At 67.3% G+C, this 14947-nt stretch carries 12 protein-coding genes and 1 riboswitch; all 12 genes read left to right on the top strand.

All coding sequences use genetic code 11. The features are described from left to right. Positions 1–50 precede the first annotated feature (50 nt). The 12 genes from SAOR_RS12480 to uca all read left to right on the top strand — a co-directional run bounded on the left by SAOR_RS12480 (position 51) and on the right by uca (position 14890). A complete protein-coding gene (locus SAOR_RS12480; RefSeq protein WP_123631724.1) occupies positions 51–458 on the top strand; it encodes a hypothetical protein in 408 nt (135 codons plus the stop codon). A gap of 270 nt (positions 459–728) precedes the next feature. Then, positions 729–1457: a sulfite exporter TauE/SafE family protein gene (locus SAOR_RS12475; protein ID WP_123631723.1), complete on the top strand. Its 729-nt coding sequence runs from the start codon at positions 729–731 to the stop codon at positions 1455–1457. Between the two features lie 2 nt (positions 1458–1459). Then, complete coding sequence (locus SAOR_RS12470; protein WP_123631722.1) at positions 1460–2443, top strand: SAM-dependent methyltransferase; 984 nt, start codon at positions 1460–1462, stop codon at positions 2441–2443. A 271-nt stretch (positions 2444–2714) separates the two neighbouring features. Next, positions 2715–4814 (top strand): carboxy terminal-processing peptidase, encoded by a 2100-nt coding sequence (locus tag SAOR_RS12465; protein ID WP_123631721.1) that lies wholly within the window; start codon positions 2715–2717, stop codon positions 4812–4814. A 211-nt stretch (positions 4815–5025) separates the two neighbouring features. Further along, positions 5026–5715: an S-(hydroxymethyl)glutathione synthase gene (gene gfa, locus SAOR_RS12460; RefSeq protein WP_123631720.1), complete on the top strand. Its 690-nt coding sequence runs from the start codon at positions 5026–5028 to the stop codon at positions 5713–5715. Positions 5716–5858: 143 nt separating this feature from the next. Further along, positions 5859–6701 (top strand): HAD family hydrolase, encoded by an 843-nt coding sequence (locus SAOR_RS12455; RefSeq protein ID WP_123631719.1) that lies wholly within the window; start codon positions 5859–5861, stop codon positions 6699–6701. Positions 6702–6913: 212 nt separating this feature from the next. Further along, a riboswitch (guanidine-I (ykkC/yxkD leader) is annotated at positions 6914–7032 on the top strand. 60 nt (positions 7033–7092) lie between these two features. Beyond that, entirely contained in the window at positions 7093–8154 is a 1062-nt protein-coding gene (locus SAOR_RS12450) for a putative urea ABC transporter substrate-binding protein (protein ID WP_123631718.1), read from the top strand. A 63-nt stretch (positions 8155–8217) separates the two neighbouring features. Then, positions 8218–9045 carry an ABC transporter permease gene (locus tag SAOR_RS12445; protein ID WP_123631717.1) on the top strand — a complete coding sequence of 276 codons (828 nt, stop codon included), beginning with the start codon at positions 8218–8220 and terminating at the stop codon, positions 9043–9045. Continuing rightward, positions 9042–9815 (top strand): ABC transporter ATP-binding protein, encoded by a 774-nt coding sequence (locus SAOR_RS12440; protein WP_123631716.1) that lies wholly within the window; start codon positions 9042–9044, stop codon positions 9813–9815. Before SAOR_RS12445 ends, SAOR_RS12440 begins: the two co-directional genes overlap by 4 nt. Further along, the gene (locus SAOR_RS12435; RefSeq protein ID WP_123631715.1) at positions 9812–10534 is read left to right on the top strand and encodes an urea amidolyase associated protein UAAP1; all 723 of its coding nucleotides are present in this window, start codon (positions 9812–9814) and stop codon (positions 10532–10534) included. Before SAOR_RS12440 ends, SAOR_RS12435 begins: the two co-directional genes overlap by 4 nt. 26 nt (positions 10535–10560) lie before the next feature. Beyond that, positions 10561–11199, top strand: coding sequence for an urea amidolyase associated protein UAAP2 (locus SAOR_RS12430; protein WP_123631714.1), 639 nt, complete (start codon positions 10561–10563; stop codon positions 11197–11199). 88 nt (positions 11200–11287) lie between these two features. Further along, positions 11288–14890, top strand: coding sequence for an urea carboxylase (gene uca, locus SAOR_RS12425; RefSeq protein WP_123631713.1), 3603 nt, complete (start codon positions 11288–11290; stop codon positions 14888–14890). The last annotated feature ends 57 nt before the right edge of the window (positions 14891–14947 follow it).

The raw sequence follows: 14947 nt of genomic DNA, 5'->3' as shown, positions 1-14947 counted from the left end.
GCGGCGGGGTATGGCCCGCGCACCGTCGCCTCGGGGCGAGCGCCACGGGCATGATCGAGGCGCTGGCCATTCCGCATGCCGCAACGCGCGCTCTGGGGCGCGACGGCCGGCCGGACGCGCTCGAACCGCTGCCGGCGGCCGACCACGGCTGGCGATCGCCCACGATCCGCCGTCGCGGCACGCCAGGCAAGCCGGCACGGCAGATATCGCCAGGCGTCGTGCTCGCCTCCTGCGATCCAACTCATCCGCGACCTGGATCAGGCCGGGCGCCGGCACGCCACATTCCCAAGGCCGACGGCGTCGCACCGGCGCGCCTGTCGGCCACGGACAGCGGACACGGCCGCCCCGCCACCGCGACCGTCGTCCGGCACGCCCGTGTGGCCTTCCGCCGATTCGTGTGCGAATCGTGCCGTTCGAGCGGCGGGGCGACGTCGCTCACGGCTTCGCACTCGCGGTAGGGGTGGCGCCGGTCTCGCGGCATAGGCGGTTGCGCACACACTGGCGACCCTAGCAGTCCCCGATATCGATCCGGGCGCCCGGGGCGCTGCGGTCGCCGATACGGCCGAAGCGGACGCCGACTGTACCGCACGCGGCCTCTTCGCCGGCTTGCCGTCACCCGCCTCGATGCGCGTCGAGGCGACGGGCCGCGCACGACGCCGACGGGCGGGCTCGGTTACCCTGTCGCGCCGCCGCTCCTGCACGGCCGCCCATCGGAGAGACGCCCGGACATGCAGATCGTGCTGTTCAATCTGGCCGCGCTGGCCGGCGCCTGCGCGCAGGGGCTGACCGGCTTCGGCTCGGGTACCGTCACCGCCACCGTGCTGGTGATGCTGTTTCCGTTTCGCGAGGTCATTCCAGTGGTGGCGATGGTTGTGATGGTGCCCAACCTCATCCTCGCCTGGCTGACCCGGCACGAGATGGACTGGCGCCGCGGGCCGGTCGCGGCGCTGGGGCTGTCCGTCGGCGTTGTCATCGGCGCCCAGCTGCTGGCGTTCCTGCCTGCGGAACTGCTGCGACGCGGGCTGGGCAGCGTGATTCTGGTCTACGTGGCGCTGATGCTCTGGCGCACGCCGACACCGAGCACGGCGCCGCCGGCCTCAAGCGCGGAGCGCGCCGCGCTCGGCGGCTGCAGCCTGGTCTCGGGGGTGATCGTCGGCGCGGTGGGCGTCTCGCCGATTCCGCTGCTGATCTACGTCAGCCTGCGCTATCCGAAGGCGCTGGCCCGCTCGGTGCTCACGATGGGTTTCTTCTTCGGCACCGTGGTGCAGAACCTCGTGTATGCGCAGCTGGGGCTGCTCAGCGGTGAGCTCGCCCTGATGGCGCTGGCCACCGTGCCCGGCATCACGCTCGGCATACTCGTCGGCAACCGGCTGCACTACCGCGTGAATCAGAAGACCTTCGCCCGCGCACTCGCGCTCATCCTGCTGCTGCCGGCGCTCCGGCTGATCCTGGCGTAGGGATGGCTGCGTCCGGCTCGGGCACGCCCACGGGTCACGACGTGATCCACGTCGCCGCGGCGGACCACGTCGACGCGCTGATAGACGAGATATCGCAGCGCGGCGAGCGAGTGGTGGCGGTCGCCGACGATCTGGTCTTCGTCGCCGGCGCCGCGCGGCCGGCCGCCTGGGCCCGGAACAGCTGGCTGGCGCCCCGGACGATCACCATCGACTCCATCGGCGACGGTGCACGGGCGCTGCGGGCACTCCAGCGCAACTGGACGCTGCATCGCGTGGCGCATCATCGCCGGGCGCAGCTGATCGCCGACCGGCTACCGCCGATCCGTTTTCGCGCCCTGACCTTCCCGGCCGATCCGCCGACCGCGCCGCTCGGCGGCTGGACGCTGTGGGACCGGCACACGCTCATCGCCTCGCCGGTCACGACCAGCGCCTTCGCCGACGGAACGCCGGCCTTCGTCGAGGATCGCGACAACCCGCCCAACCGCGCCTATCTCAAGCTCTGGGAGGCGTTGACGCTGGCCCGCCGACGGCCGGGCCCGGGCGATCGCTGTCTCGATCTGGGGGCAGCGCCCGGCGGCTGGACCTGGGTGCTCGCCGCACTCGGCGCCACGGTGATCTCGGTCGACCGGGCCGAGCTGGCGCCGGCGCTGGCCGACCGGCCGGAGGTCGCGCATCGCGCGGGCGACGCCTTCGCGGTGCGCGCGGCCGATGTGGGCGCCGTGGACTGGATCTGTTCCGACCTGATCGCCTATCCCGAGCGGCTGCTCGAACTGGCGCGCTACTGGTGTGCGGCCTGCCCTCGCGCCGCGGTCATCATCACGGTCAAGTGTCAGGGGCCGGTCGACGCTGCCCTCTGCGCGCGTTTTCTGGCGATTCCGGGCGCTCGACTGCTGCATCTGGCGCACAACAAGCACGAGCTCACTTTCTTCCGTCTGCCCGAGGGCGGCCCCCCGGAAGCCGCCTGCGCTGTCGACACTACGGATTGAACCGGAGCGCATCGGGACCCGATCTCTGGCACGGTCGCGTGAAAACAGGCATCTTGTGGCCTGCGACGGCCTCGACGCGTCGGAAACAAGCCGCTGCAGAAACATTTCCCCGGCTCGAACTGTCCAGCTGAAAGGTTCGGATCGTGTATCGTGAATCCGTCGCGCGATAAAGCCTGTACACACGACCATTGCACACAAGCGGCCCCCCAGCGGCCGCGACTGCGAATCCGTCGAGGCGGTTCGCACATGCCCCAACGACAACGAGTTCTTCATGCGCAAACTCGCCCTGACCCTGGTGACGACCCTCGCCCTGTTCGCACAGGCCGGCTGCGCCTCGGACACGCCCGAGGCGGTGCCTGACGCCGGCGGCGGCAAAGCCGACGGCTACCAGCCGCTCGAGCCCGAGGACAATCAGGACGAGATCGATCGTGAGATCGTCGAGCAGCTCCAGGAGAATCACTACAACAAGGTCACGCTCGACGACGACTTCTCCGAGAAGTTCTTCAACGCCTACATCGACGAGCTCGACGGCACCCGCGGCGTGTTTCTCGAATCCGACATCGAGCGCCTGCGCGACAAGTACGAACACGCGCTGGACGACGAACTCAAGGAGGGCGAGACGCGCGCGGCCTTCGACATCTACAACACCTACCAGAAGCGCCGCATCCAGATCGACCAGTGGGCGCTGGCCCGCATCAAGCAGGGCATCGACTCCTTCAACATCACGGATGACGAGAGCTTCGACGTCGACCGCGAGGAGGCGCCGTGGCCTGAGGATGCGGCCGCGCGCCGGGCACTGTGGACCCAGCAGATCGAGAATCAGATCATCAATCTCAAGCTTGACGATCTGGACGACGCCGAGATCCAGAAACGGCTGACCCAGCGCTATTCCAACGAACTCAAGCAGCTGCGCCAGGCCGAGCCGGTGGACGCGTTTTCGGCCTATATGGACGCCTACACCCACAGCTACGATCCGCACACCGATTACTTTTCGCCCCGGCGCTCCGAGGACTTCAACATCGACATGAACCTGCAGCTGCAGGGCATCGGTGCGGAGCTGCGCTCGAAGAACGGCTACGCCGAGCTCGTGCGGCTCATTCCCGGCGGCCCGGCGGCCAAGTCCGGCAAGCTCAAGCCCACCGATCGCATCACCGCCGTCGCCCAGGGCGAGGACGGCGAATTCGTGGACGTGGTCGGCATGCGTCTGGACGAGACCGTGCAGCTCATCCGCGGCGAGAAGGGTTCCACCGTGCGTCTGCAGGTCTCGCCCGCCGACAACAGCCAGACCAAGACGGTCACGCTCGAACGCGACAAGATCGAGCTCAAGGATCAGGCCGCCCGCAAGCAGATCATCGAACTCGAACGCGACGGCGAGACCGTCAAGGTCGGTCTGATCGCCCTGCCCTCGTTCTACAACGGCACCGCCGAGGACGTGAAGAAGCTGCTCCGCGAACTCAAGCAGGCGGACGTGGCCGGTGTCGTGCTCGATCTGCGCAACAACGGCGGCGGCGCGCTGGGCGAGGCCATGAAGCTCACCGGCCTGTTCATGAAGTCCGCCCCGGCGGTCCAGATCCGGGACGCCGAGGGCGAGACCCAGGTGCTGGGCGATCGCAATTCCGGCCCGTTCTATGACGGCCCGCTCGCGGTCATGGTCAATCGGCTGAGCGCCTCGGCCTCCGAGATCGTGGCCGGCGCGCTGCAGGACTACGGGCGCGCCCTGGTGCTCGGCACCCGGACCTTCGGCAAGGGGACGGTGCAGACCCTGCTGCCGCTGTCCGAGGGCCAGATCAAGCTGACCCAGGCCAAGTTCTATCGCGTGACCGGCGAGAGCACCCAGGATCGCGGCGTGACCCCGGACATCTCCTTCCCCGCCACGGTCGACCCGGAGAAGATCGGCGAATCGGCCCTGCCGAACGCGCTGCCCTGGGATCGCATCGAGCCGACCGTCTACCCCAAGTCGAATCAGCTCAAGGGCATGATCGACACGCTCGAGCGCCAGCACGAGGCGCGCGTCGCCGATGCAGCCGACTACCAGTATCGGGTCAATCGGATCGAACTCGCCCGCGAGCAGAGTCAGCGCACCGAAGTATCGCTCAACCTGGCCGAGCGCCGCGCCGAACAGGAGGCCATCAAGCAGCGCAGCCTGGAACTGGCCAACGCCCAGCGCGAAGCCAAGGGCAAGCCCCCCTTCGAGAACTACGAAGCGTTCGAGGAAAGCGAAGAGGGCGAGTCCCCGCAGGAACAGGAGCTGCGTGCGCAGAACGCCGGCAGCGAGGACGAGATCGACGCCTATCAGATCGAAAGCGCCCAGATTCTGCTCGACATGGTGGAGAACTTCGCCGCCGAGGCGGAAGATCAGGACGCGGCCTGAACGGCGGCCCGCGTCTCCGCATTCGGGACCGCGGCGACGCCTCGCATAACAGCGCGTTATGCGAGGCGCGCACAATCCCTATTGGACAGAAGCGGTCGTGCACCTGATAGTACGAGTGGTTATGCATCGAGCGTGATCGACACAGGCGTCGATCGCGACGCTCGATGACACCCGATATCAATAAACCGCTCTGCGAGAAGGAGGCACAATCATGCTCAGGAAGATCATCAACGCCCTGACCGGCAAAAGCGACGACGACACCGCCGCACGACCGCCACAGGCCGACAGTTCGACGTCGAAGGGGCCGGCATCGGGCGGCACGGTGAACGGCAAACCGGCGATCCATCCATCCATCGACAACGGCATCAAACCCGGCAGCGAGAACTTCGCCGGCGGCACGCTCAGCTGCCACTGCAGCAGCAATCCGGTGAAGGTCAAGGTCGGAGCGCAGACCGCCCATAATCACGCCTGCGGCTGCAGCAAGTGCTGGAAGCCGGACGGCGCCCGCTTCGCCCTGATCGCGGTCGTCTCCCGTGACGCGGTAAGCGTAGTCGAGAACGAAGACAAGCTCGAAGTGGTCGACTCGAGCGCGGCCATCCAGCGTCACGCCTGCAAGGAATGCGGCGTGCACATGTTCGGCCGTATCGAGGATCGGCATCATCCCTTCCACGGTCTGGATTTCGTCCACACCGAGCTGTCCTCGGAGTCCGGCTGGTCGGAGCCGAAGTTCGCTGCCTTCGTCTCTTCCATCATCGAGACCGGCGAGAATCCGGACAACATGGGCGCGGTACGCGATCGCCTGCGTGAGCTCGGTCTGCAGCCCTATGACGTGCTGGCCCCCGAGCTCATGGACGCGATCTCGACGCACAAGGCCAAGGAAACCGGCGCGCTGCCGGCCTGAGGCAGGGGCGAACCCGACTCGAAGCCATCCGCCGGCGGCGATCGCCGTCGGCGGGCCGGCCCGGCGCTCGATCGCCGCCGGCCACTTGCCGCCCGGAACCGACACGCCGCCGCCCGCTCCGAGATCCAAACCGAAGCCAGATCGTGAGCATTCGCCAACTGCCGCATGCCTCGCCTGCGGTCATCCTGATCGACTGGCACGCCACGCTCGTGGACACCCACGACGCCATGTATCACGCCGTCGACGACGTGTTGCCGCGGCTGGACGAACTCGGCCTGCTGGACGAACTGCTCTCGCCCGATCAGTCCAAGACCATCGAAGACGCGAAGCTCGTCAAGTACGTCCGCGACAACCGTGCGCTGCACCCGCGCATCGTCGCCGAGCGCAGGATCTCGCGCACGGACATCTTCGAGGTGCTGTTCGGCGACAATCCTGACGCCAAGCAGCGCGCGCACGGCGCCTTCGACGAGGCCTACCGCAAATTCGTCGGCGAGGTGACCCCGCTCGAGCCCGATATCCGGGCCCACCTCGAGCACCTGCGTTCGCTCGGCCTCGTCCTGGGCGTGATCTCCAACCGCAACCGCGAGTTCATGAACCACGAGCTCGCCATTGTCGACGGCACCGGCTGGGCCGATCTGTTCGACACCCTGACCTGCGGCAACGACGTGGACCACCGCAAACCGCATCCCGACCTGCTGCTGTGCGCGCTGCGCAACGTCGGCCGCGACGCCGACGAGCACACCTGGTACGTCGGCGACTCCACCACCGACGTCATCGCGGCCAAGCGTGCGGGCGTGACCGCGGTGTTCTACAACGGCGCGGGCTGGGATCAGGCATGGCTCGACCGGATCTTCCCCGGCACCACCCGACACCCGGACCGCCCCGACGCCGTGGTCGACAGCATCGGCGACCTGGTCGAACTGGCGCGTCATCTGCTCGCCCAGGAGCTCCGGATCTCACGCTCGCGCGACCAGCCCGAGCGCTGAGCATGACCTGCACCAGCAGAACGCACCGCAGCGGTGCATCACGCGCGATCAAGGCGCAACAGCCAACCGCGACGAAACCGGCTCCGAGCGTGAAGCCATCCCTTAAGTCGCTGAAATAAAAGTAACGACGCAAGTTGGCAGGAATCCTGCTTTGTATCGGGTGACGACATAGATCGGGTATCGGCAGCTTCAGCTGCCACACAATCAGATATGCAATGGAACGCTAGGGTTCCGGCTGCCGAGAGATCGGCAGCGACTGGTCCGAGAGCGGTCGACCTCGCCGGCTGACACGGTCTGCGGGGTTACACGGCGGGACAAAAGCCCGGGAGGTCACCAGGCAGCGCTGCTACCGGTACCCCCGTGTTTTTCCGCCGCAAACCGGAGGCTTTCCATGCCCGCCCGTTACCGCATCGCCACTCTCCTCGCCATCGTGACGATGGTCTTTTCCGCTTTCGCCCCGGTCCACGCGGCCGAGGGCAGCCGCGACAGCTTCCGCGTGTGCTGGTCCATCTACGCCGGCTGGATGCCGTGGGCCTATGCCGACAAGGCGGGCATCGTCGACAAGTGGGCCGACAAGTACGACATCGATATCGAGGTGGTCCAGATCAACGACTACATCGAGTCGGTCAACCAGTACACCTCCGGCAACATGGACGGCTGCGCCATGACCAACATGGATGCGCTGACCATCCCCGCGGCTTCGGGCGTGGATTCGACCGCACTGCTGATCAACGACTATTCCGACGGCAACGACGGCATCGTGCTCAAGGGCAGCGACGATCTCACCGATATCGAGGGCCGGCGCGTCAATCTCGTGCAGTTCAGCGTCTCCCACTACTTCCTCGCCCGGGCGCTGGACTCCGTCGGCCTGACCGAGCGCGACATCGAAACGGTCAACACCTCGGATGCCGACATCGTCGGCGTGTTCGCCAACGACGACGTCAACGCCGTCGCGGCCTGGAACCCGCAGCTGATGTCGATCGACGAGATGCCCGACAGCCACGTCGTCTACACATCCAAGCAGATCCCGCGCGAGATCCTGGACATGATGGTGGTCAACACCGAGACGCTGAAGAACAACCCGGACTTCGGCAGGGCGCTGGCCGGCGCCTGGTACGAGGTGATGGACCATATCGCCAAGAACGACGAAGAAGCGCTCGAGATCATGGCCGAAGCCGCCGGCACCGACGTCGCGGGCTATCGCGAACAGCTCGACGCGACCCACCTCTATACCGATCCGGCCGAGGCCGCCGAGCTGATGAACGACGACGAGCTGCTCGAGACCATGCAGCGCGTCGCCGAATTCAGCTTCAAGCACGGCCTGCTCGGCCAGGGCGCGCCGTCGCCGGACGTCATCGGCATCGAGACGCCGGCGGGCACCTACGGCAGCGACTCCAACGTCAAGCTGCGGTTCGAGCCGCGCTATACGGAAGAAGTCGCCGAAAACCGGTAACGGTCGACCCCGCGGCGGGCCAACGCCCGCCGCGCTCTTATTTCGACCGCCGGAGACGCTGTCATGAAGCGACTGATCAATCTCAAGCCGCGCCGGGCCGCGCGGGTGGCGCTGGCGCTGCTGCCGTTTCTGCTGATCGCCTTCGTCTACCTGGGCGTCTCGAACGCCCGCCACGCCGAGAATCCGAACGACCGACTGCTGCCACTACCGGCGCAGATGGCCGAAACCTTCGCCGGGATGGCCACCGAAGCCAACGTCCGGACCGGCTCCATCCCGCTGTGGGCTGACACCGCGGCCAGCCTGCAGCGACTGGGTATCGGCGTCGGCATCAGCGCGGTCGCCGCCCTCGTCTTCGGGTTGTTAAGCGGCGGCCTGCCGCTGTTCCGGGCACCGTTCTCGCCGCTGATCACGGTGGTCTCGCTGATCCCGCCGCTGGCGATCCTGCCGATCCTGTTCATCGCCTTCGGGACCGGGGAAATGGCCAAGGTGGTGCTGATCGTCGTCGGCATCACCCCGTTTCTGATTCGCGACCTCACCGGCGAGGCCCTGCGCCTGCCCAACGAGCAGCGGATCAAGGCCCAGACACTGGGCGCCAGCTCCTGGCAGGTGATGCTACGGGTGCTGCTGCCCCAGCTCACCCCGCGCCTGATCTCGACCACGCGGCTGGCGCTGGGCAGCGCCTGGCTGTTCCTGATCGCGGCCGAGGCGATCGCGGCCCAGGAGGGCCTCGGCTACCGCATATTTCTGGTCCGCCGCTATCTGGCGATGGACGTGATCCTGCCCTATGTGGCCTGGATCACCCTGCTCGCCTTTGTCATCGATCAGGCGCTGTTGTGGATCTCGCGGTGGTCGTTCCCCTGGTATCACGTTGACGAAAAGGCCGCGTCATGAGTCTCGTGCAAGCAAAGGGACTGGAGAAGCACTACGGGCGCGACGTCGTGCTCGAACGGCTGAACTTCAGCGTCGAGCCCGGCGAGTTCGTCACCATCGTCGGCGCGTCCGGCTGCGGCAAGACGACGTTCCTGAAGATGATGCTGGGCACGGAGTCGATCACCCGCGGCCAGCTGCTTGTCGAAGACAAACCGATCCCCGGCGAGCCCGGGCCGGACCGCGGCGTGGTGTTCCAGAAGTACTCGGTGCTGCCGCATCTGACGGTGCTGGGCAATACGCTCATCGCCGAGGAACTGTCGCGCTCGAAGCTGTTGGGCAAGCTGTTCGGCAGCCGTCGGCGTCAGGCCCGCGAGGCCGCGCTGGAACGCCTGACCGAAGTGGGCCTGGAAAACGCCCTCGACAAGTATCCGCACGAGCTGTCCGGCGGCATGCAGCAGCGCCTGGCGATCGCCCAGGCGCTGATGATGCGCCCGCGCATCCTGCTGCTCGACGAACCCTTCGGCGCGCTCGATCCCGGCATCCGCCAGGACATGCATGAGCTGGTCACCCGCCTCTGGCGCGAGCAGCAGCTCACCATCTTCATGATCACCCACGACATCGACGAAGCCTTCGCGCTGGGGACGCGGGTCTGGGTGTTCGACAAGTGGCGGGACGACCCGCACGCCCCCGAGGCGTACGGCGCCACCATCACCTACGACCTGGACGTGGAACGCAACCGCGAGGACGCGCCTTCCCAGGCCAAGCAAATCGAGGAGGACATGCACTCATGAGCGAACCCGCCTACACCACCCATCTGCCCGGCGGCCAACACTGGTCGCTGCGCCTGCGCCGCGGCACCACCATGCGGCTTACCGCGCACGAGCCCGACACCAACGTCGGCCTGCTCATGTACAACCCGGAAAACCTGCTGGAGCGGCTCAACCTGCCGGACACGCTCAAGTGCCAGCACACCTTCAAGCTCACCCGTGGCAACTGCCTGTATTCCGATATGGGCCGCATATTCGCCTCGATTATCGAAGACGATCTCGGCTGGCACGACAGCGTCGGCGGCAACCTGCACGCTCGCCACATGATCGACAAGGGCTGGCAGCCGGTCAGCTTCCAGGCCGCGCTCAATGACCGCACCCAGACCGGCCACGACAGCTTCCTCATCGAACTGGCGAAGTACGGCCTGGGCGCGCGCGATCTGGCGGCCAATCTCAATCTGTTCAGCAAGGTGGTCGCCGACGACGACGGCAACCTGAGCTATGTCGCCGGCCACTGCCAGGCCGGCGCGAGCGTAACCCTGCGCTTCGAGATGGACACGCTCGTGGCCCTGCATACCTGCCCGCACCCGCTCGATCCAGCCGCCGAATACCCCAGGCGCGGTGTGGATATCGCCCTCGGCGAAGCCGCCCCCGTGGCCGCAGACGATGTCTGCCTGAACCACTGCGAAGAAAACGCCCGTGGCTTCGAGAACAACCGCCTGTACTACCTCGGCGCGGCCTGAAGCCGACGATACGACAAGGAGCACTCATGACCATCGCAAGCCAGCAACGCGAGGAAAACGCGGTCTTTCGCCAGTTGATCGATGCCGGCGACCATTACATCGGCACGGTCAAGGCCGGCCAGACGATTCGTATCGTCGACGTCGAGGGCAACGAGGCCGCCGATACCCTGTTCTTCAACGCCGCCGATCCATCCGAGCGCTACAGCGCCATGGATACCGTGCGCGAACAGGGCAAGGTCTACCTGACCACCGGCAGCGAGCTGCGCTCGAACCTGACCAACGTGATGCTCACGATCAGCGCCGATACCTGCGGGCGCCACGACACCCTCGGCGGCGCCTGCGCCAGCGAGTCCAACACCGTGCGCTACGACCTGGAGAAGCGGCATATGCATTCCTGCCGCGACAACTGGATGCTGGCGATCGCCAACCACCCCGAGTACGGCATCACCAAGCGCGACATCGCCCACAACATCAACTTCTTCATGAACGTGCCGGTCACCGCCAACGGCGAGCTGTACTTCGACGACGGCATCTCCGGGCCCGGCAAGTACGTGGAGATGGTGGCCGCGATGGATGTGGTCGTGCTGATCTCCAATTGCCCGCAGCTCAACAATCCCTGCAGCGGCTTCAACCCGACGCCGCTGGAAGTGCTGATCTGGGACTGAGCGCCCGCTATTGACCGCGCGCGGGGACGACCCCGCGGCGCTGCGAACCCCGGCGGGACGACCCGCATCGACCTTTGGATCGTCATCCATGTTCGACACCGTGCTGATCGCCAATCGCGGCGCCATCGCCACCCGTATCCAGCGCACCCTGCGCGCCCGTGACATCGCAAGCGTCGCCGTCTATGCCGAGGCCGACCGCGACGCGCCGTTCGTGACCACCGCCGATGCCGCCTACTCACTCGGCGAGGGCGGCGCGGCGGACACCTATCTGGCGATCGACAAGCTGATCGCCATCGCGCGCGAATCGGGCGCCCAGGCCATCCATCCCGGCTACGGCTTTCTATCGGAGAACGAGCAGTTCATCGCCGCCTGCGAACAGGCCGGCCTGGTGTTTCTCGGGCCGACGGCCGACCAGATCCGGGACTTCGGCCTCAAGCACGAGGCGCGTGCGATCGCCGAGGACGCCGGGGTGCCGCTGGTACCCGGCTCGGCGCTGCTCCACGACGTTGATGCCGCCACCGCCGAAGCTGCCCGTATCGGCTATCCGGTGATGCTCAAATCCACCGCGGGCGGCGGCGGGATCGGCATGCAGGTCTGCGAGACCGAGGCGGAGCTCGCGCACGCCTTCGATTCCGTACGCGGACTGGGCGAGCGCAACTTCGGCGATGCCGGCGTGTTCGTCGAGGCCTATATCGCCACCGCCCGGCATCTAGAAGTCCAGATCTTCGGCGACGGCGCGGGCACAGTCGTCGCCCTCGGCGAGCGCGACTGCTCGACCCAGCGCCGCAATCAGAAGGTCATCGAGGAATGCCCGGCACCGGCGTTGCCGGAGGCCGTACGCGCCGAACTGCACGCAACCGCCGTCGCCCTCGGCGAAGCGGTGAATTATCGCAGCGCGGGCACGGTGGAGTTCATCTTTGATGCCGTACGCGAGCGCTTCTTCTTTCTGGAAGTAAACACGCGCCTGCAGGTCGAACACGGCGTGACCGAGGCCGTCTGGGGCGTGGATATCGTCGACTGGATGCTGCGCCTGGGCGCCGGTGAGGCCATGGATCTGTCCGCCCTGCGCGCCGAGCTCGCCCCGAGCGGCCATGCCGTACAGGCGCGTCTTTACGCCGAGGACCCGCACCAGGATTTCCGCCCCTCTGCCGGCCTGCTCACCGAGGTGACGTTCCCGACCGGCGACGGCCTGCGCATCGATCATTCGATCGAGGCCGGGCTGGAGATATCGCCGCTGTTCGATCCGATGCTGGCGAAGGTCATCGTCCACGCCGACGATCGCGCGCAGGCCGTCGAGCGCCTGGCCGCCACGCTCGAGGCCTCGCGGGTCTACGGCATCGAGACCAACCGTACCTGGCTGTCGCAAGTGCTGCGCGACGCCCGTTTCGAACGCGCGGATTTCCATACCCGCTGGCTGGCCGACCTGGAATGGGCGCCGCCGACCATCGAAGTGCTGGCCCCCGGCACGATGACCACGATCCAGGACGTGCCCGGGCGTACCGGCCACTGGGACGTGGGCGTGCCGCCGTCGGGGCCGTTCGACGACTGGTCGTTCCGGCTCGGCAACCGGCTGCTCGACAACGCCGACGACGCCGCCGGACTCGAACTAACGCTGACCGGGCCGACGCTGCGCTTCAACCGCGCCACCCAGATCGTGCTCGCCGGCGCGCCGATTGCCGCCACGCTCGACGACGAGCCCGTCGAGCTCTGGCGCGTGCTCGACGTGCCCGCGGGGACGAAGCTCAAGCTCGGCAAGATCACGGGCGGCGCGCGCTGCTACCTGCTGGTCGCCGGCGGCATCGACAGCCCGCCCTATCTCGGCTCGCGTGCGACCTTCACGCTCGGCCAGTTCGGCGGCCACGTCGGCCGCGCCCTGCGCAGCGGCGATGTCCTGCCGCTGGCCGCCCGCAATGCGATCACGCCCCGCGCCCTGCCCGCGGATGTCGTACCCGTGTTCGGCACGCCCACCGAGACCGGGCGCCACTGGGAGATCGCCGTTCTCTACGGCCCGCACGGCGCGCCCGACTTCTTCACCGAAGACGATATCGACACGTTCTTCGACCACGACTGGGACGTGCATTTTCATTCCAACCGCACCGGCGTGCGCCTGATCGGCCCCCGCCCCGAATGGGCCCGCGAGGACGGCGGCGAGGCCGGGCTGCACCCGTCCAATATCCACGACAACGCATACGCCTTCGGCACCATCGATTTCACCGGCGACATGCCGGTCATCCTGGGCCCGGACGGACCGTCGCTGGGCGGTTTCGTCTGCCCCGCGACCACCGTGCGCGCCGAGCGCTGGAAGCTCGGCCAGCTCGCCGCCGGCGACAGCGTGCGCTTCGTACCGGTATCGCTGAACACCGCGCGTGCGCTCGAGGCCGATCGGCAGGCCCGCCTGGATACGCTCGCCGCCACCCGCGCGCCGAGCCTCGTCGCCGAGCGTAGCCACCCGGTGCTGCGCGAGGTGCCGGCGGCCGAGGCCGGCGAGCGCATCGTTTACCGCCGTGCGGGCGACGACTTCCTGCTGATCGAGTTCGGCGAGATGGCGCTCGAGATCGCGCTGCGTTTTCGTGCCCATGCCTGGATGCTGTGGCTGCGCGAGCACCCGCTGACCGGCATGGCCGAACTCACCCCCGGCATCCGCTCGCTGCAGATCCACTACGACCCGAACACGCTCGCGCTGGCCGATCTGCTGGCACATCTCGAACACGCCGAACGGGCGCTGCGCGACGTCGAACAGCTCGAGGTCGAATCGCGCGTGGTGCACCTGCCGCTGTCCTGGGACGATCCGGCCTGCCACGAGGCGATCCGTATCTACCAGCGCACCGTGCGCCCGGACGCGCCCTGGTGTCCGAGCAATCTGGATTTCATCCGCCGTATCAACGCGCTCGACAACGAAGACCAGATCCGCGACATCGTCTTCGATGCCCGCTATCTGGTCATGGGCCTGGGCGATGTCTATCTCGGCGCGCCGGTAGCCACACCGCTCGACCCGCGCCAGCGTTTGGTCACCACCAAGTACAACCCCGCGCGCACCTGGACCGCCGAGAACTCGGTCGGCATCGGCGGCGCCTACCTGTGCGTCTACGGCATGGAAGGCCCGGGCGGCTACCAGTTCGTCGGCCGCACGCTGCAGATGTGGAACCGCTATCGCGAGACGCGCCATTTCGAGAATCCCTGGCTGCTGCGGTTCTTTGACCAGCTGCGCTTCTACGAAGTCAGCCACGACGAACTCACCGAGATCCGGCGCGAATTCCTGCACGGGCGCTTCGACCTGCAAACCGAGACGGTCACCTTCTCGCTGGCCGAACACGAAGCCTGGCTCGATGCCCATCAGGAATCCATCGAGACGTTTCGCGAACGCCGCGAGGCCGCCTTCCAGGAGGAGATGGCGCGCTGGCGGGCTGACGGCCAGTTCACCTTCGAGGACCATATTCCCGAGCCGGCCGAATCCGAGGCCCTGGCCGCGGGCGAGACCGGTATCGACAGCCCGGTCTCCGGCAGCCTGTGGAAGCTGCAGGTCGCCGAAGGCGAGGCCGTCGAGGACGGCCAGCTGGTCGCCCTGGTCGAGTCCATGAAGATGGAAGTCGAGGTCCGCGCCGTTCAGGCCGGGCGCGTCGCTCGCCTGCCGATCGCCGAAGGCGCCGCGGTGGCCGCCGGCCAGCCGGTGGTCGTGCTCGAAGACGAATGATCACGTCCCGCATCCCGCCCGAATCCGTTCAGCCCAACCGCTCATCAAAGCTCAGGA

Origin of the sequence: Salinisphaera orenii subsp. orenii MK-B5 (assembly GCF_003788635.1) — a bacterium.
In the GTDB taxonomy this organism is placed as follows: Bacteria; Pseudomonadota; Gammaproteobacteria; order Nevskiales; family Salinisphaeraceae; genus Salinisphaera; species Salinisphaera orenii.
Note: the sequence above shows the minus strand (reverse complement) of the source record. Positions and strands in the feature narration are given on the sequence as shown.

What these genes read in the sequence shown, in the direction of transcription:
- SAOR_RS12480 (WP_123631724.1), top strand. Translation starts at nt 51, where the DNA reads ATGATCGAGGCGCTGGCCATTCCGCATGCCGCAACGCGCGCTCTGGGG.
- SAOR_RS12475 (WP_123631723.1), top strand. Translation starts at nt 729, where the DNA reads ATGCAGATCGTGCTGTTCAATCTGGCCGCGCTGGCCGGCGCCTGCGCG.
- SAOR_RS12470 (WP_123631722.1), top strand. Translation starts at nt 1,460, where the DNA reads ATGGCTGCGTCCGGCTCGGGCACGCCCACGGGTCACGACGTGATCCAC.
- SAOR_RS12465 (WP_123631721.1), top strand. Translation starts at nt 2,715, where the DNA reads ATGCGCAAACTCGCCCTGACCCTGGTGACGACCCTCGCCCTGTTCGCA.
- gfa (WP_123631720.1), top strand. Translation starts at nt 5,026, where the DNA reads ATGCTCAGGAAGATCATCAACGCCCTGACCGGCAAAAGCGACGACGAC.
- SAOR_RS12450 (WP_123631718.1), top strand. Translation starts at nt 7,093, where the DNA reads ATGCCCGCCCGTTACCGCATCGCCACTCTCCTCGCCATCGTGACGATG.
- SAOR_RS12445 (WP_123631717.1), top strand. Translation starts at nt 8,218, where the DNA reads ATGAAGCGACTGATCAATCTCAAGCCGCGCCGGGCCGCGCGGGTGGCG.
- SAOR_RS12440 (WP_123631716.1), top strand. Translation starts at nt 9,042, where the DNA reads ATGAGTCTCGTGCAAGCAAAGGGACTGGAGAAGCACTACGGGCGCGAC.
- SAOR_RS12435 (WP_123631715.1), top strand. Translation starts at nt 9,812, where the DNA reads ATGAGCGAACCCGCCTACACCACCCATCTGCCCGGCGGCCAACACTGG.
- SAOR_RS12430 (WP_123631714.1), top strand. Translation starts at nt 10,561, where the DNA reads ATGACCATCGCAAGCCAGCAACGCGAGGAAAACGCGGTCTTTCGCCAG.
- uca (WP_123631713.1), top strand. Translation starts at nt 11,288, where the DNA reads ATGTTCGACACCGTGCTGATCGCCAATCGCGGCGCCATCGCCACCCGT.